Raw genomic sequence first — 19756 nt, 5'->3', positions numbered from 1 at the left:
CTAGGATAAAGTCACTACTTTAACAGGACAATTTTTCATGAGATCCCGATGCGCGTCAATGCAGGAGATATTTCATGCGTGTTTTTCTGACAGGTGCCACCGGGTTCATTGGTTCCCGTATCCTCGGCGAATTGCTGGCCGATGGTCATGAGGTGATCGGCCTCACGCGCTCCGATGCCGGAGCGCAAGAGCTGGCGAGTGCTGGCGCTTTAGCCCATATCGCAACGCTGGACGATCCGGCGGGCCTTGCGAAAGGAGCCGAGAATGCCGACGCCGTCATCCACACGGCGTTCGATCACGACTTTGCGAATTTCGTGGCCAATTGCGAAAAGGATCGGCGGGTCATCGCCGCGCTGGGAGCTGTGCTCAAGGGATCGGAGCGGCCGTTGCTTATTACGTCGGGCGTCGGCCTGGGCAATCCCGGTAACGGAGAGCCTGCGCGCGAGGACGTGTTCGATACGCACCATCGCAATCCCCGCATCGCCTCGGAACTGGCGGGCCAGGAGCAGCTGGAGGCGGGCGTCAATGTCGGCGTCGTTCGGCTTCCGCAGGTGCACGACACGGTCAAGCAGGGCCTCATCTCGCCCTATATCGCGATGGCACGCCAAAAGGGTGTCGTCGCCTATATCGGGCAGGGCGCCAACCGGTGGTCGGCAGCACATGTAAGCGATGTGGCGAAGCTCTATGCTCTGGCACTTGCGCGTGCCGAGCGCGGTGCCCGCTACAATGCCGTCGCGGAAGAGGGCATTGCCATTCGCGATATCGTCAGCGTGATTGCCGGCGGCCTCGGACTTCCCGCCGTGTCGCTGCCGCAGGAAGAGACCGACCGCCATTTCGGATGGTTGGCCCTCTTCGCCGCAGCCGACATGGCGGCTTCGAGCACGTTGACGCGGCAAAAACTCGGCTGGACGCCGACAGGGCCGGGTCTGCTGGGTGATCTCCGAAACATGAATTATGCCGCGCTCCCGGCGTGAATTCATGGACGCGAACAGCCTCGTCTCGGTGGAACTTTCCATCGAGGCGATGCCATCGCCGGCTAGAAGTTCACGAGGAGGTTTGCCTGGGCGGTGTGGGAGTGCAAGCCTTTGGCGAACTCGCCTGAATAGCCGAGCGTGAGCCTTGCCGATTTCGAGAGCCTGGCGGTGACGCCAGCTTTGACGACGGCGGCGTCGCGGGGCAGCGTAACGCCTTTCAGGATGAAGGGTGAGCCGCCCGCGAAGGCGAGCGTTGCCGATGGAGACAGATCGCCGGCCGCATGCCGCCAGCCAAGCGTCCCTGACAAGGTGACGGGGATGTCGTATGCCGGCAGATCCGCCGAGAAGCGCGCGCCGATGGTGGAAATGACCAGATCGCTTGAACCGCTGCCTGCCGTCAGTGCCGCAACCCCGCCCGTCTCACCGAAGGCGTCAGTATCGAGATTGACATAGGCGAGGTTGGCGAAGGGCTGGAGCCTGATACCCGACAGGTCGATATTCGATGATATCTCGGCAAAAGCCTGCAGGCTATCGCTGGCATAATCGGCTTTGACGCGGTCTTCGAAGTTGCCGAAGGCGATGGTGCGCCGGGTCGATATCTCGTTGCGGCTATAAGCAGCCCCGCCCGTGAGGTTCACGGCACCGACCGAGCCGGTAGCATAAAGGCCGACGTGATAGGTGTCGGCGTCGGCCTGCGGCTGCACGGAAAGATGGCTGTAGCCGACAAGCCCGCCCAGCCGCCAGTCGTCGGCGACAGCCACATCACCTGCAAAAAGGCCGCCCGTGAACCGGCTGTCGATGCCCCTTGCATTGCCATCGGCCGAAAAACGGTTTGTGGCAAACGCGCCCGAGGCCCAGAAGGCAACGCCATTATCAGGCGTGGGACGATCGTCGGCCGACAGGCCTGCACGATCGAGCACGGCTTCGCGGGGAAAACGGCTTTCCCAAAGCAGCTGGCTTTGCAGGGAGGCGTGCACCTCGCCGTTCAACTGCGCGAAGGCATCTGCCGCTTCGGTGACATCGAGCGGCAAGACGGCGAGGAAAACCGGGTTCGAAGCCCCCAGCGCTTCGACGGCCGTTGCCATGGTGCGGTCGTTTCCGGTTTCCGCAACGTCGGAGAAGCGCACATCGTTGCGATCGAGATCGAGGTCTACCTGCTTTGCGCCGTAGACGAGAGTGGGCGAAAGGAAGGCGAAGTCGCTCGCAACGGCGTCGAAACGGCCCGTGACGCTGTCCGCCGTCAGGATCGTGTAGTGGTTCGTCAGGCCATAGGTGCCGCCGGCATTGTTCAGACGCACCGTACCTCCGTCGATGGAAAGGGCATCGGCGGCGCCCACCCTGTCGGCACTGCCCATGCCGTTGATGTCGACATCGTAGAACGAGCCTTCGCGAAACCGCAGGTCGCCGTCCACGGTCAGCGAGGCAAGTCCCGGTCCTGGGGAAAGCACGCCGCCGGCGTTCACAGTTATGCCGCCCGCGATGCCGGTGCCGGAAAGCAGGCCGCCGTCGAAGATATCGATCGTGCCATCCACCGTGCCATGATTGACGAGCGCGCCGCCGGAGATTTTGGCCGCTCCGGCGATTTCGCCGGTATTGGTGAAGATGCCGCCACTGTTGTCGAGCCCGGCAACGACACCGTCATTAGAGGCGACGCCTGCATTGGCGACGGTACCGGTCCTGCCGCTGTTGTTGTTGGTAAAGACACCCGCGGCGGCGATATTGACGTCCGCCAGCGTCGCATTGTTGATGACCGTGCCGCCGTTGACAGATGTCGTGCCTGTCACTTCCCCGCCGCTGTTGTTGGTGAACGTGCCCGCGTCATTGCGGATGGAGGCGATCGTTCCGGCATTCGAGACGGTGCCGGAATTCCTGATGGCGCCAGCCTGCGCATTTGTGTTGTTGATGAAGGCTGCGGCTGCGGCGACATCGGCATCGGTGATGATGAAGTTGTTGGTCACCGTTCCGCCGGTGACGCTGGTCTGTCCCGTGATCCTGCCATCTGTATTGTTGGTGAAGCTTCCAGCCGTGTTGGTCAGGGAGGCGATGGTGCCGGCGTTGGACGCATTGCCGGCATTGGTGACCGCGCCCGCCGTTGCATTGCTGGAATTGGTGAAGATGCCGGCCGACCCCACGACGACCTCGTGGAGCGCTCCGTTGTTCGTTACGACGCCCCCGGCGACAGTGGTTCTGCCCGTGACCTCGCCGTCGTTATTGTTTGTAAAGGAACCGCCATCGTTTCGGATCGATGCAATGGTGCCTGCATTCGACGCGTTGCCGGCGTTTCTGACATTTTCGGCGACGCCATCGGAGTTGTTGATGAAGATGGCCGCTGCGGCGACATCGGCGTCGGTGATCACGAAATTGTTGGTCACTGTTCCGCCGGTGACCTTGGACTGTCCGGTAATCCTGCCATCATTGGTGAACGTGCCGGCCGTGTTGTTCAATGCATCGAGTGTGCCGGCATTGCTGGCGGTGCCCGCATTGGTCAGCGTGCCGCCAGATGCGCCGTTGTTGTTGGTGAAGGTGCCGCCAGAGGCCACGGTAACGTCGCCGACCGTGCCATTATTGGTGAGAGCCGTCGTGTCTCTCACGGCGGCGCTGCCGAGCGCGCCGTTTACCGAGACGTTGCCCTTGTTGAGTGTCAGCTTTCCATTGAGAGTGCCGTCGATGAACAGGCTGCCGTCATTGAGTTCGACATTCGAATTCATCACGCCGTCGGCATTGATACCGAGGCTGCCGGACTGGATGGTCGTGCCGTTCCTGACGGTAAGGTTGCCGGTATCGCTGATGGTGACATCGCCGCCGTTGATATCGAGCTTTCCCACAGTGGCGTCGTTGGTAACCTGCGGTGAGCCGGTATTGACCTCGGCCGTATCGTTCTCTCCCGGCGCGGAAGGATTCCAGTTCGTCCCGGTGCTGAACTCGTTGTTCGTGTTGCCGGACCAGACCGACTGGGCGAGGGAAGGCGTGACCAGGGTGACGGATGCCAGGGCCGTGAACAAGCCGATACGTCGGGAATAGGCCGAGAGCGGTTGACGTTTCATGGGGCCGCCGATGCTTATAACCCCGCCATCCATCGGCGGGCAGATAATAATCCCTAAGCAATCATGGTTAACGAGCCGTAAAATTCATGGGCGAGAGGGGCCGACGGACATGCCGATCCTTGCCTCAGAACGTGTGCGAAAGCACCCTTTCGATGGTTTCGCAGATCGACAGGAGATCGTTGTCGCCATTACGCGCGGCAGTCACCATCAGCCCCACGGGCATGGTGCCGTCAGGGAAGAGAGGCAAGGAAGTGCTGGGAGCGCCCGTGAGATTGGCGTGCGTCAGAGAGATGATCTCGTCATCCCCGTCCGTCGAGAGGGCCGGGTCCGTGTCGGGAGCGGTGAATGGCACGGTCGGGGCGATCACGGCATCAAGATCGGCCATGCCGGTTTCGAATTCGCTGAACCAGCGGTGCTGTTTTTCCATGGCTTCGATGTATTGCGTTGCCGGTACCCTCATTCCGGCCTCGAGCAGATCGCGTGTTCCCTTCGCAAAGCCATCGGCATTTGTGGCCACCGTCGACCCGTGGACGACAGCTGCTTCCGGCATCAGGATATCAAGCAGGGCGGCCGCCATTTCGGCAGGATCGGGAAGCTGGATCTACGTCAGGGCTACGCGGGCCCGTGCGAGCGACGAGCGTGCTTTTTCCAGCGCGGCGCGCACATCGGGCCGCACGGCGCGATGGTTCCACTGATTGCCGATGATCCCGAGGCGCAGCGGCTCTTGCCGCGGGCGGGCGGAGGCGGCGTCGGGGTGCAATACGGCGAAGGCGATGGCTGTATCGGCGCTGCTTCGGGCGAACAGGCCGAGATGATCGAGGGATGGAGAGAGCGGATAGACGCCGCCCAGCGACAGGGCTGCGAAGCTCGGCTTGAAGCCGACGATACCGCAATAGGCGGCAGGGGCCCGGATTGAGCCGCCGGTATCCGTTCCAAGCGCCAGGGGCACGATGCCGGCGGCAACCGCCGCCGCCGATCCGCCGCTCGATCCGCCGGCCGTGCGGTTTGGATCATGCGGATTGTTCGTCTGGCCGAAGGCAGGGTGGGCCACACCGGCGGCGAATTCCAGCAGATTTGTCTTGCCGAAGATGATGGCACCGGCCGCGCGCAGGCGCGCCACGCATTCGGCATCGCGCGTGGCGTGCTTAGGCGGCACGGCTTTCGTTGCAAAGGTCGTCCTGACATCGGCGACGTCGATGATGTCCTTGATCGCAATCGGGATGCCATGCAACGGCCCCCGGTCAAGTCCCTGCCGAAATTCTTCCGTTGCGCGCGTTGCCTGGTCGAGAACGTCTTCCGCCATCGGCTCGATGAAGGCGTTGAGGTGGGGCTCCAGCCGGGCGAGCCGCTCGTGTGCCTGCCGGCAGACGTCGAGTGGTGTGAATGCGCCGGACCTGTAACCGGCCGCCAGTTCGCCGACCGAGAGGAATGCTGTATCGATGTCCATCGCGCGTTGCTTCCGATGATTGCGTTCGACGCGAAGATCGGCACGGCGGGAAGCGATATGCAATGATGGCCGCAGTCACCAGCGGCCGCATGATACCGGCGGACGCCGGCTCAGAGATGGGAGAGCACGGCTGAGATCAGCTCCCTTTCGGTGGTGATGTCCAGCCTCTCGTAGAGCCTGAGCTTGTGGTTCTTTACGCCGCCGGTGGTGATGTTGAGCTGCGCGGCGATCGCGGCGTTCGAATATCCCTTCAAGGAAAGCGCGAGAATTTCCTGTTGTCGCTGGGTCAGCTGGTGGACGCGCGAGAAGTGTTGCAAGACGAAGATGGCAAGGCCTTCAGCCTTGTGTGGTCCAGACCTGCTAAACAGCGCGACTGAGGCGTCTGGCGCCGCCCGCGAGCGGACGGCGCCACCTCATGGTGCCGAGCCCGACTACAGCCTTGGCGTTGAAGCCCGAAGATTAGCGAGGTGCCGGCATCATCCAATTCGAAGCCCGAACAGTTGGCCGGGGGGAAAAGGATGGGACGAACAATGGAAACTGCCTGCCATGTCGGTATTGATGTCGCCAAAGACCGACTTGATGTTCGCCTACAATGCCGAGTGAGAGGAAATGAACTTATCCGTAAACTCGGCGACGGGCACAGGTTTGCCGAAGAGATACCCCTGCGCTTCGGGGCAACCATTCTGCTTCAGAAAGTCGAGCTGCGCTTTTGTCTCCACACCTTCGGCGATGACCTCTATTCCGAAGCTGCGCGCGAGGTAGAGCACAGCATTGACCACCGCAGCATCCTCGGGATCGGTATTGACGTCACGGACGAAGGAACGGTCGATCTTCAGGCGCGAGACCGGATACCGCTTTAGCAGGCTGAGGGACGCAAACCCTGTGCCGTAATCGTCGAACGAGAGACCGATGCCCAGATCACGAAGATCGTGCAGAAGCTTAAGTGTCGCTGGATCGTTGTGAAGAAAGATGTTTTCGACGATCTCGAGTTCGACCGCTTCCGGAGGCAGTTTTTCTTCCGCCAGAATCTCTTGAACAGTAGTCAGCAGTCGCCCTGACCGCAACTGCGCCTCGAACAGATTGACGCCGATCCGGAAGCTGGGAACGGTTTCGCGCCATTCCGCTGCCTGCCGGCAGGCCGTGCGCAGTATCCATTCGCCGATCGCCGCCGCCGATGGCTTCTGGCTCAGTACATCGATAAAGGAGGCCGGCGTCAACAACCCCCGTTGCGGATGGTTCCAGCGTATGAGCGCTTCGGCGCCGGTGAGCCGCCGGTCACCGGTCGAGACCTGCGGCTGATAAAACAGCTCGAATTCGCCATTCTCGAAGGCGTGCCGAAGTTCCAGCTGAAAGGCACGGCGAGCCACCGCAACCTCTCGCAGCGCCGGGGTAAACATCTCGTAACGCCCCCTCCCGGCGGCCTTCGCCCGATAGAGGGCGAGATCTGCGGCACCAAGCAGTTCCTCCGAACGGGCGCTATGCTGCGGGGCGAGCGCAACGCCGATGCTCACGCCCACCTCAGCCGTCTGGCCGGCGAACTCATATCGATCCGTGATCGCAGCGACCAGTTCACCCGCAATGGAATTCGCCTGTCGCTCGTCGTTGCCCGGCAGCAAGGCCACGAACTCATCGCCGCCGAGCCGGGCCACCATGATGGCGTTGTCGCATGTCGCCTTCAGACGCGCGGCAACCTCTTTCAGCACGGAATCGCCGGCGGAGTGGCCGAGCGTATCGTTCACTTCCTTGAATCCGTCGAGGTCTAGCAGCAGCACCGTCGCCGGTTTCTCTGCGGCCAATGTCTCGGTCAGGCATTCGCGCCATGCACCCCGGTTGGGGAGATCAGTAAGCGCATCGAGAGAGGCCAGCCGGAAGAGCCTTTCCTCGTTCTGCCGCCGCTCAGTGATGTCGCGCACGATCGCGCCGACGCTGGTCGAGTTCCCCTCCTGCCAGGTCGAGAGAGAGAGCTCAGCCGGGAATTCGCCGCCGTCCTTGCGCAGACCCGAGAGCTCGATCGTGCGGTCGGCAAGCTCCAGCTTCTGGCCGTGCCGGAGGCGGTCGAGTTCCGCGTCGTAGATACGCCGCCAACTGTCGGGAACAATAATCTCGCTCGTGTGATCGACGATCTCCTTCGCCGTATAGCCGAACAGCCTTTCGGCCGCGCTATTCCAGAAGGTAATCTCGCCTTCTGAGTTCGAACAGATGATGGCGTCGGGAGATGTTGCGGCGATATTCTCAAAACGAGCCTGGCTGATCGACTTCATATAATTCAGCCGCCGCATCTCCATCCGCTCCATGACCAGTGCGGCAAGATCAGTCAGATTCTTCCGGTCCTCGACTGTAAACGTATTTCTCGGCTTCGTATCGATCAGGCAGACGGTGCCGATCTTCTCACCCGTGCCAGTCGCCAGTGGCTTGCCAGCGTAGAAGCGGATGAAGGGCGGCCCGAGCACCAGTGGATTCGAGGAGAAACGAGGATCCTTGGCAGCATCGGAAATGACGAGAATGTCGTCCTGCACAATGGCGTGAGCGCAGAACGAAACCTCGCGGCTTGTTTCACAGACATCGAAGCCGACCTGGGCCTTGAAGAACTGACGGTCGCGGGCCAGCAGCGAAACGAGCACGATCTTGACGTTGAACAGGCGCGATGCCAGCCCCGCCAAGCGATCGAAGTCCTCCTCCGGCGGCGTATCCATGAGATGGAACTCGGCCAGAGCCTGAAGGCGATCCTCTTCATTGGCAGGTAAGGGGTACGGGGTTGGCAAAGCTTCCGCCTATCGTGAAATCCTCGTTAATCAATATCGACCTGACGCACCTTACCGGGCGCAGGTTAATGGCCTGCAAATGGAAAATGGCCTTTTGCTTTGAGGTTTCAAGGGAAACGCGCGCCATCGCGGAAGCCCCATAAAACCAGAGCGCGAACACAGTTGCTCATCTGGTCGCGGCCGAACCGCCGGTCCGGCGACTGAGCGCTTCCAGTGTGACGCCTGGCACCTGGGGCGTCACGAAAACCACCCACCCGCCGCTCGAAACAGCAGCTTGACGAGTGGCTCCTCATATGAGGCCGCTATGAACCTTGGCGCAAGTGAGTTGGTCGTGTTCCGCGAGGTCATCCTGCCTCTGGTCCGGCCGGCCCTGATATCGGTCTTCATGCTGGCCTTCACCGATGCTTTCGGGGAGTTCGTCGTGGCCTGGTTCGTCGCCGGCTTCACCGAAACGCTGCCCATCACCATCTGGACGTCACTGCGGCAGGTGATTTCGCCGAAGGTCTACGCGCTCTCCTCGGTCATCATTCTGGTAACGCTTGGCATCAGCCTCGTTTCGCAGCTCTGGGTCATCCGTCAGACGCGTCTCACCAGCAAAGTACAGACTTCATGACCAGCACAAAGCCTCCGGCCGTCGAGATCGACGCCATCACCAAATCCTACGGCGAGACCACCGCGATCCGCGGCGTCTTCATGGATGTGCGCGACGGTGAGTTCGTCACCATTCTGGGCCGAGCGGCTGCGGAAAATCCACACTGCTGCGCATGATCAGCGGTTTCGCCGAACCGACGACGGGCGACGTGCGGATCGGCGGAAAATCGGTGGTGGGACTTGCACCCTACAAGCGCGATACCGCGATGGTATTCCAGGACTATGCGCTGTTCCCGCATCGCACGATTGCCGAAAACATCGCCTTCGGCCTGCGGATGCGAAAGGTCGAACGCGCGGAAATCGCACGTCGCGTCGATGAGATGCTGGAGCTGATCAATCTCAAAGGCTTTGGCGGACGGCGCGTCAGCGAGATTTCCGGCGGCCAGGCGCAGCGTGTGGCTCTCGGGCGCGCGCTTGTGGTGCGACCGTCGGTCCTGCTGCTCGATGAACCGCTGGGCGCGCTCGATATGAAGCTGCGCAAGCAAATGCAGGCCGAACTGAAGAAGATCCACCGCGAACTCGGGCTGACCTTCGTTGCCGTTACCCACGATCAGGAAGAGGCCCTGACGCTTTCCGACCGCATCGCGGTCATGAATGCGGGCAGCATCGAGCAGTTTGCCGATCCCGAGACCCTCTACCGCCGGCCGGCGACACGCTTCGTCGCGGATTTCGTCGGCGGGGCGAACCTCATCGATGCTGAAATCGGGCCTGACGGCGCCCTGCTTTTCGGCGGGCTGCCCCTGCGGGGCATTGCTCTCGATGCGGTGAAGGACCACGCCGTTGGCGATAAGGTTTCGCTGGTCGTGCGCCCCGAATGTGTCGCTACGTCGCCGCTCGACAGCGAGACGCCGGGCCCAGCCATCGAGGCGATAGTGACAGAAGTGCTGTTTTCCGGCGCCGTGCAGCAGATCGTCGGCCGGCTTGCCGACGGCTCGCTGTTCGTCGCGCACGAACAGGGGCTCAAGCCACCGCCCGAACGCGGGTCGACCGTGCTGTTTCACTGGGACGGATCCCTGTCCTGGCTGGTCACCCGCTGATCTCACCGCCCCACGAATGGACAATAGAATGCGTGAACTCGAATTCGAAGAACTGGAGGCCCTGGCAATCGGTGCCGGTGTTCTGGGAACCGGTGGCGGCAACCATCCCCATCTGGAACTCATGTGCGCGGAAGCAGACTACCGGCGCGGCAAGCGGGTGACGATCCTCGATCCGCAGGAGCTTGCCGACGATGCGCGTGTTGCGGTCATCTGCATCATGGGCGCGCCGCTCGTCACGAAGGAGCGGCTGCCGGAGCCCGTGGCGATCTGCAAAGCCGTGCGCCTGATGGAAGCCCATTGCGGCAAACCGTTCGATGCCATCATGTCCATTGAAATCGGCGGCGAGAACGCCTTTTTTGCCCTGCTCGTCGCCATGGAACTCGGTCTGCCGGTCCTCGATGCCGACACGATGGGCCGCGCGTTTCCCGAGGCGCAGATGGCGAGCTTCGCCATTCGCGGGCTCCCGGTCGCACCCTTTGCCATCGCCGACGTTCGTGACAATGCCGTCCTGATCCCGGAAGCCGAAAACGCGACCCGCATCGAGCGGATCGGCCGCAAGATCGTCGTCGAGCTCGGCTCGATCGCCGGCACCTGTGCGGCGCCGCGTACGGGCCGTGAAATCAAGGGCCACGCCATTCTCAATTCCATCGGCCGCGCGCTCGATATCGGCAATGCCGTTCTCGCGGCGAAGCGGTCGGGTCGTGATCCGGTCGAGGCCGTGCTCGACGTGGAGAAGGGCAAGCTGCTCTTCTCGGGCAAGGTGCACGATGTTTCCAGGCGCACGACCGACGGTTTCGTGCGCGGGCGTGCCGTCTTGAGCGGCAACGGCCGCTTCGAAGGCCGCCAGCTCGAGATCGACTTCCAGAACGAGTTTTCCGCAGCGTGGCTCGATGGGATGCGCGTTGCCTGCGTTCCAGATCTCATAACCGTGCTGGACGAGGAAAGCGCAGAAGCCGTAGGAACCGAAGTGCTGCGCTACGGGCAGCGGGTGAAGGTCGTGGCCCTGCCGGCCGATGCCATCATGACAAGCCCTGAAGGTCTTGCCGTGGTCGGCCCGCGCGCCTTCGGTTTCGATTTCGACTATCAGCCTTTCACGGAGACAGCGCCATGAAACGGATCGGCATCGATGTCGGCGGCACCAATACGGACGCCGTCCTGCTCGAGGGCGAGAGCATTCTCCGGTCGATCAAGACCGCCACAACCGCCGATGTGACGAGCGGCATCACGGCGGCGCTGAACCATGTTCTGGAAGGCCGCGACGGCACGGGTGCCGGCGTCGATGCCATCATGATCGGGACTACACATTTCACCAATGCGGTGATCGAGCGGCGCGGCTTGTCGAAGGTCGCCGTCATCCGTATCGGCCTTCCGGCCGCTCACAGCATCGTGCCGATGCAGGTCTGGCCCGAGGAACTGCGCGTGGCCGTGGAAGGGTCGGTCTTCCTGATGCGCGGTGGGCACGAATTCGACGGCCGCGAGATCGTCGAATTCGACCGCGAGCACATGCGAAGGCCGCGCAGGAGATCCGCGACAGCGGCGTCGGCGCGGCAGCGATCACCGCCGTCTTCTCGTCCTTGACGGCGGCCTGCGAAGAAGAAGCCGCAGCCATCCTGTCGGATGTCGCCCCTGACGTCACGGTCACATTGTCGAGCGAGCTTGGCCGTATTGGCCTGATCGAACGGGAGAACGCGACCATACTCAACAGCGCGCTGCATTCGCTCGCCCGCCAGACGGTTGCGGCGTTCGAGGCGGCCATAGGCGAGAGCGGCCTGACCGCGCCCCTCTACCTGACGCAAAACGACGGCACGGTGATGCAGGCCGCGCATGCGGCGCGCTATCCCGTGCTCTGCTTTGCCTCCGGCCCGACGAACAGCATGCGTGGCGCGCGTATGCTTTCCGGTCTGGACGAGGCGATCGTGCTCGATGTCGGCGGCACGACGACCGATGCCGGCATGCTCGTAGGCGGCTTCCCGCGCGAGGCCAACTCACGGGTGGATATTGGTGGCGTCGCGACATTTTTCCGCATGCCGGATGTGATTGCGGTGGCGCTCGGCGGTGGCACGATCATCGATCCTGATACGAGAAAGATCGGCCCCACCAGCGTCGGTTACCGCATTTCCGAAAAGGCGCGGGTACGGGGCGGCGATACATTGACCCTCACGGACATAACCGTGCGCATGAAACGCATGGAATTCGGCAATCCGGCCCTGATCGCAGATGTGCCCGACGACCTTGCCGGGCATGTCGAAGCGTGGATCCAGAGCCGCCTCGCCGATCTCGTCGACCGCATGAAGACGAGCGCGGCCGATATTCCCGTCATCGCCGTCGGCGGGGGTGCCGCGCTGGTGCCGGACAGCCTGCCGGGCGTCAATCGGATCATCAAGGTCGAGCACGCTGGCGTGGCCAATGCCATCGGTGCCGCGATGGCGCAGGTGAGCGGCGAGTGCGATCAGGTGTTCTACGGGGTGTCCCGCGAGGAGGCCATCAACGAGGCCCGTGTAATCGCGGACGCCCGTGCCGCGACGGCGGGCGCCAATCCTGAAAGCATCGAGCTGCTCGATGTCGAGGATGTGCCGTTGTCCTATATTCCGGGCAATCCGCTGCGGGTCCGCGTGAAGGTTGTCGGCGATCTGGCTCTGTCCGGTTCGCGCGCCTGAGGGGCGACGATAGTGGCTGTTGCGTGCGGGCGGATCGATGTAGATATGGCCTGATTCCCACGTAGTTCCGCAGGTCCATGGAAACGTCGCTTTATCTGCCGGTCAAAGGCTTTCTTGAAAAGGCAGGTTATACCGTCAAAGGTGAGATCGGGGGATGCGATCTCGTTGGCCTGAGCGAGAGCGATCCGCCGGTGGTCGTGATCTGCGAGCTGAAGCTGAGTTTCAATCTGGAGCTCATCCTCCAGGCCGTCGATCGCGCGGCCGCGGCGGACGAGGTCTGGATCGCGGCGCGGGTCTCGGCCAAGGGCAGGGGCCGCGAGGCGGACAAGCGTTACCGTGATCTCTGCCGCAGGCTGGGCATCGGCATGCTCGGCCTTTCCGACACCGGCGAGGTCAGCATCATCGTCGGCTCCGTGTCGCCGATGCCGCGAACCAATCCGAAGCGTCGCTCCAGGCTCATGCGCGAACACCAGAAGCGGCGCGGCGATCCGGTCCTGGGCGGAAGCACACGCACGCCGCTGATGACGGCTTACCGGCAGCAGGCCCTCGATTGCGCTACGGCCCTGGCATCAGGCCCGATGCGGGTGCGCGACGTCAGGGTGAGCACGCCGGATGCTGGAAAGATCCTGCTTTCGAACGTTTATGGCTGGTTCGAACGGCTGGACCGCGGCGTTTACGGCCTCACGGATGCTGGCCGGGAAGCCCTCCAGCGGTGGCCGCGGGACGGCATGTCCGCAACGACCGACATTCTCACCTGATCTGCGGGAGAGCGCTCCGCGCTAGGAGGCATTGAGCGAACCGAGGCCGAGGAGCCAGTCGCGCACGCCCGCGGCCCTCGGCGTCAGGGGCCGCCCCTTGCGATAAACGAGGAAAAAATCGTTTGTGGTGGTCTGGGCTTCCTTCAGCGGGCGCACCAGAGCGCCGCTGGCGACAAGGTCGCCGACGGAATGCTGCCAGCCGAGACCGATCCCCGCTCCCGACAGCACGGCATGAACCACCAGGATATAGTTGTTGAATGTCGAGACGCCGCCGGGCAGCGTGTAGTTCAGGCCGTAATGGGCAAGGAAATCCCGCCACGTCGCGCCTTCGTGATAGTGACTGTCGAGATGCAGGAGATTGTGAGCCGGCAAATCCGCAAGGGATGACAGCGGCCCGTGCTTCTCGAGATAACCGGGGCTGCAGACTGGAAACATCGTTTCCGCCGTAAAGGGCAGGACCTCGTAGCCCTGCCAGTCCACCCGTCCATTGGTGATCGCCATCGATACGCCGTCTGCGGCAAGATCGAGTTTCTTGTCGGAATTGTAGAGCTGCATCTCGATGCGCGCATCGTGGCTGGGATAGGTCGATATCCGCGGCAGCAGCCAGTAGGTGCCCACGGTGATCGAGGCATAGACCTTGATGTCGGATGCCGCCGTCGAATGGATCTCGATCGCGGTGCGCTCGATCTGGTCGAGCCCGCTTTCCACCGAGCGAAAGAGTTTTTCGCCGTCGTCCGTCAGCTGCAGCTGGCGATGTTTGCGGTGAAAGAGCGACGCTCCCAGTCCCGTTTCGAGTTGCCGTATCGCATGGCTGATGGCCGCCGGCGTGACGTTCAGTTCCTCGGAGGCCTTCGTGAAACTTTGCAGCCGAGCGGCCGCGTCGAACACGTAGAGCAGGTTCCCCGAAGGGATGAAGCGACGCATGTCTCGCATGAACTGAATTCATCCAAATGTGAGTTTTTTTGCTAGTCACAGCCGGTCGTCTTTGAACTAGCTCTATTCGACAGTCAAATCCTGTTTGCAGGATGTCCAGCTGGCCGGGAGAGGTTTGAGGATGGAGATGCTTCACGCGGACGGCATTCGCAAGACGTTCGGCAATCTCGAAGTCCTGCGCGGCGTCAGCCTGACAGCCAACAAGGGCGATGTGATTTCGCTGATCGGCGGAAGCGGGTCGGGCAAGTCGACCTTCCTTCGCTGTCTCAACTGTCTGGAGCATCCGACCGGTGGCGAGATTCGGGTCCAGGGCGAGGCGATCGCCTTCAAGCCCGACGGCCACGGCAACAGGGAGCCGGCGTCAAAGGCGCAGATGCGCCGTATTCGCGCGCGGCTGGCCATGGTCTTCCAGAGCTTCAACCTGTGGAGCCACATGACCCTCCTCGAAAACGTCATCGAGGCGCCCGTTCACGTGCTGGGTGTGGATCGAAAGCAGGCAATCGACGAGGGATTGCGGCTGCTCGAACGCGTCGGCCTCTATGACAAGCGCGATGTTTATCCGGCCTTTCTTTCGGGCGGCCAGCAGCAGCGCGGCGCCATCGCCCGGGCCTTGGCGGTGCAGCCGCTCGCCATGCTGTTCGATGAGCCGACCTCGGCGCTCGATCCCGAACTCGTCGGCGAGGTTCTGAAGGTCATCCGCGCGCTGGCCGAGGAAGGCAGGACGATGATCCTCGTCACCCATGAGATGTCCTTCGCGCGCGACGTTTCCAACCAGGTCCTGTTCCTGCACGGCGGCCTCGTCGAGGAAGCCGGAGCGCCGGCAGAGGTCTTCGGCAATCCAAAATCCGAGCGCCTTGCACGGTTTCTGGGAAGCTTTCACTAAAAATCCAAAAGGGGAATGACATGAAAAAATACATGCTTGGAATGATGGCCGGCGCCCTGCTGGCCATGGGTGGTACGGCGCACGCCGAAAAGACGCGCGTCGGCTTTGCGCCGGAAGCCTATCCGCCCTTCTGGGTGGCGGATGCGAACGGTAACTGGACGGGCTGGGAAGTCGAGATCATCGATGCCGTCTGTGCCGAGGCCAAGCTCGATTGCGAGCGCGTGCCGGTCGCCTGGGAGGGTATCATTCCCGCGCTGCTGGGCGGCAAGATCGACATGATCATGAACTCGATGCGCATCAACGACGAGCGCCGCAAGGTCATCGATTTCTCCAACAAGTACTACGAGGTCCCGACCGTCGTTGTCGCGGCCAAGTTCGCTACCGTCGACACGACCCCCGAGAGCATGGACGGCAAGATCATCGGTGTGCAGGTCTCGACGGGCCAGCAGGCCTATGCCGAAAAGAACTTTGCGGCGAACGCGTCCGAAATCCGTGGCTACAATACGCAGGACGAGGTTTATCAGGACCTCGCCGCCGGCCGTATAGATGTCGCGATCGACGGCGTGGTTGCCATGAACGAGTTCCTCAAGTCGGCGTCCGGTGCCGAGTGTTGCGAATCCAAGGGTGTGCTCAAGCGCGATCCCTCGACGCTCGGAGAGGGTTATGGCGTCGGCCTGCGCAAAGGCGACGATGCGCTGAAGGCGAAGATCAACGACGCCATCGCCGCCATTCGCAAGAACGGCACCTATGATGCCATCACCAAGAAATACTTCGACTTCGACATCTACGGCGGCGACTGAGGCTCAGGCCAGGTTTGCGTTTCCACTGAAGATGCTGGAGAACGACGATTAAAGAACTGTTTGACATGATCTGGTCTCCCGCCGCCGGCAGCATCGCGCTGTTGACGACGGGAGGGTGGGGAAGCGCCATGCTCGTCGGCCTGGCGCGCTCCCTCACCATCGCGCTTGGCGCCTTTGGCCTCGGGCTGGTGATCGGCATAGCCGGTGCGCTGGGCAAGCTCTCCGGCGGCGCCGTGATGCGCCAGGCCCTCGACCTCTACACGACGATCGTCCGCTCTGTGCCCGAACTGGTGTTGATCCTCATCGTCTATTTCGCCGGCGCCGATCTCATCAACGGCATCCTCACGGCCCTCGGTCAGGCGAAGATCGATTTCAACGGCGCGATTGCCGGCATTGTCGTGCTGGGCGTGGTCCAGGGCGCCTATTCCACCGAGGTCATCCGCGGCGCAATACTTTCGGTTCCGCGCGGCCAGATCGAGGCTGCGCAGGCCTATGGCATGTCGTCCTGGCTGACGCTTCGCCGTATCACGCTTCCCGCCATGCTGCCCTTCGCGCTGCCGGGACTTTCCAACCTCTGGCTGATCGCGATGAAGGACACGGCGCTGCTCGCCGTGCTCGGCTTTGGCGAACTGACGCAGGTAACCCGTCAGGCGGCGGGCACCACCAAGGCCTATTTCACCTTCTTCTTCGCGGCCGGGTGCATGTATCTGCTCGCCACAATGATCTCCAATCTGCTCTCACGTCGGCTCGAAGCCCGCGCGTCCAGAGGAATGGCCCATGTCTAGCCCGCCGGATGCGATCGTCCGTGAAGCGACGGCACGCGGCGGGCGGCCGTGGCTGGATGCCGGAACGCTGACGCCCGTCATAGCCGCTCTTCTCTTCGGCGCCTATGCGGCGCTTCAGATGCGCTGGGACTGGCTCGGTACCTATTATCCTCTGCTGTTGCGCGGCCTCGGCATGACCGTGCTTCTGGTGGTGGTTACCAGCTCGCTCGGCATGCTGCTGGCGATCCCCATCGGTCTGGTCCAGGTCGTCGGCCCGAAATGGCTTGCGCTGCCGGCGCGCGCATTCTGCACCGTCATTCGCGGAACGCCGCTGCTGCTTCAGCTCTGGCTGCTCTATTACGGCCTCGGTTCGCTGTTTCCGCAGTTTCCCTGGATCCGCGACTCCGCGCTTTGGCCGATTCTGCGGCAGGCGTGGCCCTACGCGTTCCTCGGGCTCACCCTGTCCTATGCCGCCTATGAGGGCGAAGTCTTCCGCGGCGCCTTCAAGGGCGTGCCGAAAGGCCAGCTCGATGCGGCCAGGGCTTATGGCATGTCCGGTTTCCTGATGTTTCGGCGCATCTGGTTGCCGCAGGCCTTCAAGCGGGCGATGCCGACGCTTGCCGGTGAAACGATCCTCCAACTCAAGGCGACCCCGCTGGTGGCGACGATCACGGTCATCGACGTCTATTCGGTGGCAGCCCAGGTGCGCCAACAGACATACCTGACCTACGAGCCTCTTCTTCTCATTTCCGCCATCTACATTCTCATGGCGGTGGTGATCACTAAAGTCTTTGCCCGCTTTTCCGGGCAGGGTCACGACGACACCGCCTTCCGCAAATCCTGATTTCAAAGAGCATCCGATGCCACTCACTCTGGCCAAGAGCCTGAAAGCGCGACTTCGCAGCGACCGCCCCGTATTCGGCGCATGGGTCGGCATTCCCCATCCCACCGTCATCGAGCTGATGGCGCGGTCGCAGTTCGACTTTCTGCTGCTCGATGGCGAGCATTCGCCCATCGGCGTGCAGGATCTGGCAAGTCTTCTGCCCTCAGCCGAACTTCATGGGACGCCCACCATCTTCCGGCCGCGGTCGAAGTCGGCAGCCGACATCAAGGCCGCGCTGGATGCGGGCGTATCGGGCCTCATGGTGCCGATGATCGAGACGGCCGAGGAGGCCCGCGCCATCGTCGCCGCCAGCAAATACGCGCCGGCCGGCATTCGCGGGATCGGCCCGTGGCGGGCATCCGGCTACTACGAGGGTTTCGAGACCTATCTTGCCGAGGCAAACGACGCGACGACCCTGATCCTGCAGATGGAGAGCGCCAAGGGCCTCGCCAATCTGGACGACATTCTGGGCGTGGACGGATTCGACGTGCTGTATGTCGGGCCGGCCGACCTTGCCTCGTCGCTTGGCCTGCCGATCGGCCGGTTCGACGGCGAGATGCGCGATGTGCTGCAGCGCACTGCTGATGCCGCAAGACGCGCGGGAAAGCTGGCCGCCATTGACGTGTCTGCCGTCTCGGCCATTCCCGATCTCGTCGAGATGGGCTATTGCCTCTTCACCATCGGCTCGGACATGGGGTTCATCCAGGCTTCGGGCCGCGGGCTGGTCAGGGATTTGGCAGCGCTTTCGACAGGGCAGGGCACATGATCGATCTTGAGGATGCACGGCAAATCATGGGCGCGCGCAATGTGATCGACGCGACGGCGCTGCGTGACCGGCCACAGGATTTCTGGGTCAATACCCCCACCCGGGCGCTCGGCCTCGTAAAGCCCGCCGATACGGTCGAGCTTTCCGCGCTTCTGACGCTCTGCCACGAGCATTCGCAGGCGGTCATCTTCGAGGGCGGGCGCACCAACCTTGTCGGCGCGACGCAATCCGATGACGAGACCCTGCTGATCTCGCTCGAGCGCTTCAACCACATCGGCGCGCCGGACCGGAAGGGCATGACAATCGAAGTCGGTGCCGGCGCGATCGTCGAGGCCGTTCAGCAGCGTTGCACGACCGAGGGGCTACGTTTCGGTCTCGATTTCGGGGCGCGGGGAAGTGCGATGATCGGCGGCGCGCTTGCCACCAATGCCGGCGGGTTTCAGGCCCTGCGCTACGGCGTGGCGCGCGATCAGGTTCTCGGGATCGAATGCGTACTCGCCGACGGCACGGTGCTGAGCCACCTGACGCCCTATACGAAGGACAATACCGGCTACGACCTGAAACACCTCTTCATCGGGTCGGAAGGCACGCTCGGCGTCATCACGCGGGCCGTGCTGAAGCTGCACCCCGCGCCACGCTCGGTCAACACCGCGCTACTTGCTTTCGAGAGCTTCGATGCGGTTGCGGAAACGCTCGGGCTGATGCGCCGCGATCTGCACGGCACGCTGTCGTCGTTCGAGATCATGTGGGCCGAATTCTTTCATTTCAATGTCGATGCGCTTCTGGGCGGCCGCTCGCCGATCGAAGGCCGGTTCCCGTATTACATCCTGTGCGAGTCCGAAGGCTTCGACCCCGAGGAGGATGCCGGGCTTTTCGAGCGGGTGGTCGGCCAGGCGCTGGAAGCCGGTCTCGTCGCCGACGCGGTGATCGCGACCTCGTCGCGCCAGCGCTCGGAGCTCTGGAAAATCCGCGAAGACTTCGAAGCGGAGATGCAGCTCTTCAAGACGATGGTCGATTTCGACGTGTCTCTTCCCGTTGCCAGCATGGAGGCCTTCGTCAACGACGTGCAGCGCCGCTTGGACGAAGAGGTGCCCGATAATCTCGGTCTGCATGTGCTCGGTCATCTGGGCGATGGCAACCTGCATGTCACGACAGGTCTGCCGACCCCGGAGGGCAAGGGTCAGGTTCGCGCGCTCGTCTACGCGCTGATCGCCGGTTATGGCGGGTCGATTTCCGCCGAGCACGGCGTCGGCGTCGCCAAGCGCGATTACCTGCATTACTCGCGCACGCCGGCCGAAATCGCCACCATGCGCCTCCTGAAAGCCGCGCTCGACCCGAAGGGCATCCTCAACCCTGGCAAGGTCATCTGACGTTTCAAGGCGCGGGATAACGCACCG

Annotated in this window: 16 protein-coding genes and 2 pseudogenes; 13 read left to right on the top strand and 5 right to left on the bottom strand. The window is 62.7% G+C overall.

What is annotated here, in order from left to right; translation table 11 throughout:
• Positions 1 to 74: 74 nt before the first annotated feature.
• Positions 75 to 974, top strand: coding sequence for an SDR family oxidoreductase (locus tag MKI86_RS19325; RefSeq protein WP_241604346.1), 900 nt, complete (start codon positions 75 to 77; stop codon positions 972 to 974).
• A 62-nt stretch (positions 975 to 1036) separates the two neighbouring features.
• Here MKI86_RS19325 and MKI86_RS19320 read toward each other — a convergent pair whose 3' ends face one another.
• From MKI86_RS19320 to MKI86_RS19305, 4 genes and pseudogenes are all read right to left on the bottom strand, one after another.
• The gene (locus tag MKI86_RS19320) at positions 1037 to 4018 is read right to left on the bottom strand and encodes an autotransporter outer membrane beta-barrel domain-containing protein (RefSeq protein WP_241604344.1); all 2982 of its coding nucleotides are present in this window, start codon (positions 4016 to 4018) and stop codon (positions 1037 to 1039) included.
• A 124-nt stretch (positions 4019 to 4142) separates the two neighbouring features.
• A pseudogene (locus tag MKI86_RS19315) lies at positions 4143 to 5465 on the bottom strand (amidase).
• Between the two features lie 110 nt (positions 5466 to 5575).
• On the bottom strand, positions 5576 to 5782 hold the full coding sequence (locus MKI86_RS19310; RefSeq protein WP_256465748.1) for a helix-turn-helix domain-containing protein: 207 nt from the start codon (positions 5780 to 5782) through the stop codon (positions 5576 to 5578).
• A gap of 270 nt (positions 5783 to 6052) precedes the next feature.
• Entirely contained in the window at positions 6053 to 8158 is a 2106-nt protein-coding gene (locus MKI86_RS19305; protein WP_241604339.1) for a putative bifunctional diguanylate cyclase/phosphodiesterase, read from the bottom strand.
• Positions 8159 to 8531: 373 nt separating this feature from the next.
• Here MKI86_RS19305 and MKI86_RS19300 point away from each other — a divergent pair, with 373 nt between their 5' ends.
• The 6 genes and pseudogenes from MKI86_RS19300 (at position 8532) to MKI86_RS19275 (ending at position 13330) form a co-directional block, all read left to right on the top strand.
• Positions 8532 to 8840, top strand: coding sequence for an ABC transporter permease (locus tag MKI86_RS19300; RefSeq protein WP_241604337.1), 309 nt, complete (start codon positions 8532 to 8534; stop codon positions 8838 to 8840).
• Entirely contained in the window at positions 8837 to 8995 is a 159-nt protein-coding gene (locus MKI86_RS19295) for a hypothetical protein (protein WP_241604335.1), read from the top strand. The genes MKI86_RS19300 and MKI86_RS19295 overlap by 4 nt, the downstream gene beginning before the upstream one ends.
• Positions 8992 to 9915, top strand: coding sequence for an ABC transporter ATP-binding protein (locus MKI86_RS19290; RefSeq protein ID WP_241604333.1), 924 nt, complete (start codon positions 8992 to 8994; stop codon positions 9913 to 9915). The genes MKI86_RS19295 and MKI86_RS19290 overlap by 4 nt, the downstream gene beginning before the upstream one ends.
• 28 nt (positions 9916 to 9943) lie before the next feature.
• A complete protein-coding gene (locus MKI86_RS19285; protein WP_241604332.1) occupies positions 9944 to 11026 on the top strand; it encodes an S-methyl thiohydantoin desulfurase family protein in 1083 nt (360 codons plus the stop codon).
• Positions 11023 to 12572, top strand: a pseudogene (locus tag MKI86_RS19280) (hydantoinase/oxoprolinase N-terminal domain-containing protein). The gene MKI86_RS19285 and the pseudogene MKI86_RS19280 overlap by 4 nt, the downstream one beginning before the upstream one ends.
• Before the next feature lie 77 nt (positions 12573 to 12649).
• Positions 12650 to 13330: a DUF2161 domain-containing phosphodiesterase gene (locus MKI86_RS19275; RefSeq protein ID WP_241604330.1), complete on the top strand. Its 681-nt coding sequence runs from the start codon at positions 12650 to 12652 to the stop codon at positions 13328 to 13330.
• A gap of 21 nt (positions 13331 to 13351) precedes the next feature.
• Here MKI86_RS19275 and MKI86_RS19270 read toward each other — a convergent pair whose 3' ends face one another.
• Positions 13352 to 14263 carry a LysR substrate-binding domain-containing protein gene (locus tag MKI86_RS19270; RefSeq protein ID WP_241604328.1) on the bottom strand — a complete coding sequence of 304 codons (912 nt, stop codon included), beginning with the start codon at positions 14261 to 14263 and terminating at the stop codon, positions 13352 to 13354.
• Between the two features lie 121 nt (positions 14264 to 14384).
• On the opposite strand from MKI86_RS19270, the gene MKI86_RS19265 reads away from it, so the two are divergent.
• From MKI86_RS19265 to MKI86_RS19240, 6 genes are all read left to right on the top strand, one after another.
• Entirely contained in the window at positions 14385 to 15146 is a 762-nt protein-coding gene (locus MKI86_RS19265; protein WP_269470873.1) for an ABC transporter ATP-binding protein, read from the top strand.
• 20 nt (positions 15147 to 15166) lie between these two features.
• Positions 15167 to 15946, top strand: a complete 780-nt coding sequence (locus MKI86_RS19260) for a transporter substrate-binding domain-containing protein (protein ID WP_241604326.1) — start codon at positions 15167 to 15169, stop codon at positions 15944 to 15946.
• A gap of 65 nt (positions 15947 to 16011) precedes the next feature.
• The gene (locus MKI86_RS19255; RefSeq protein WP_241604324.1) at positions 16012 to 16731 is read left to right on the top strand and encodes an ABC transporter permease; all 720 of its coding nucleotides are present in this window, start codon (positions 16012 to 16014) and stop codon (positions 16729 to 16731) included.
• Positions 16724 to 17554 (top strand): ABC transporter permease, encoded by an 831-nt coding sequence (locus MKI86_RS19250; protein ID WP_241604323.1) that lies wholly within the window; start codon positions 16724 to 16726, stop codon positions 17552 to 17554. Before MKI86_RS19255 ends, MKI86_RS19250 begins: the two co-directional genes overlap by 8 nt.
• Positions 17555 to 17570: 16 nt before the next feature.
• Positions 17571 to 18359: an HpcH/HpaI aldolase family protein gene (locus tag MKI86_RS19245; RefSeq protein WP_241604321.1), complete on the top strand. Its 789-nt coding sequence runs from the start codon at positions 17571 to 17573 to the stop codon at positions 18357 to 18359.
• A complete protein-coding gene (locus MKI86_RS19240; protein WP_241604319.1) occupies positions 18356 to 19729 on the top strand; it encodes an FAD-binding oxidoreductase in 1374 nt (457 codons plus the stop codon). Before MKI86_RS19245 ends, MKI86_RS19240 begins: the two co-directional genes overlap by 4 nt.
• Positions 19730 to 19756: the final 27 nt, after the last annotated feature.

Origin of the sequence: Shinella sedimenti (genome assembly GCF_022601905.1) — a bacterium.
GTDB classification, from domain to species: domain Bacteria; phylum Pseudomonadota; class Alphaproteobacteria; order Rhizobiales; family Rhizobiaceae; genus Shinella; species Shinella sedimenti.
This window is presented reverse-complemented; position numbering and strand designations above follow the sequence as displayed.

Bases quoted from the DNA above. Each gene is read 5' to 3' on its own strand.
- MKI86_RS19325 (WP_241604346.1), top strand. From the start codon at position 75: ATGCGTGTTTTTCTGACAGGTGCCACCGGGTTCATTGGTTCCCGTATC.
- MKI86_RS19320 (WP_241604344.1), bottom strand. From the start codon at position 4,018: ATGAAACGTCAACCGCTCTCGGCCTATTCCCGACGTATCGGCTTGTTC.
- MKI86_RS19305 (WP_241604339.1), bottom strand. From the start codon at position 8,158: ATGGATACGCCGCCGGAGGAGGACTTCGATCGCTTGGCGGGGCTGGCA.
- MKI86_RS19300 (WP_241604337.1), top strand. From the start codon at position 8,532: ATGAACCTTGGCGCAAGTGAGTTGGTCGTGTTCCGCGAGGTCATCCTG.
- MKI86_RS19295 (WP_241604335.1), top strand. From the start codon at position 8,837: ATGACCAGCACAAAGCCTCCGGCCGTCGAGATCGACGCCATCACCAAA.
- MKI86_RS19290 (WP_241604333.1), top strand. From the start codon at position 8,992: ATGATCAGCGGTTTCGCCGAACCGACGACGGGCGACGTGCGGATCGGC.
- MKI86_RS19285 (WP_241604332.1), top strand. From the start codon at position 9,944: ATGCGTGAACTCGAATTCGAAGAACTGGAGGCCCTGGCAATCGGTGCC.
- MKI86_RS19275 (WP_241604330.1), top strand. From the start codon at position 12,650: ATGGAAACGTCGCTTTATCTGCCGGTCAAAGGCTTTCTTGAAAAGGCA.
- MKI86_RS19270 (WP_241604328.1), bottom strand. From the start codon at position 14,263: ATGCGAGACATGCGTCGCTTCATCCCTTCGGGGAACCTGCTCTACGTG.
- MKI86_RS19265 (WP_269470873.1), top strand. From the start codon at position 14,385: ATGGAGATGCTTCACGCGGACGGCATTCGCAAGACGTTCGGCAATCTC.
- MKI86_RS19260 (WP_241604326.1), top strand. From the start codon at position 15,167: ATGAAAAAATACATGCTTGGAATGATGGCCGGCGCCCTGCTGGCCATG.
- MKI86_RS19255 (WP_241604324.1), top strand. From the start codon at position 16,012: ATGATCTGGTCTCCCGCCGCCGGCAGCATCGCGCTGTTGACGACGGGA.
- MKI86_RS19250 (WP_241604323.1), top strand. From the start codon at position 16,724: ATGTCTAGCCCGCCGGATGCGATCGTCCGTGAAGCGACGGCACGCGGC.
- MKI86_RS19245 (WP_241604321.1), top strand. From the start codon at position 17,571: ATGCCACTCACTCTGGCCAAGAGCCTGAAAGCGCGACTTCGCAGCGAC.
- MKI86_RS19240 (WP_241604319.1), top strand. From the start codon at position 18,356: ATGATCGATCTTGAGGATGCACGGCAAATCATGGGCGCGCGCAATGTG.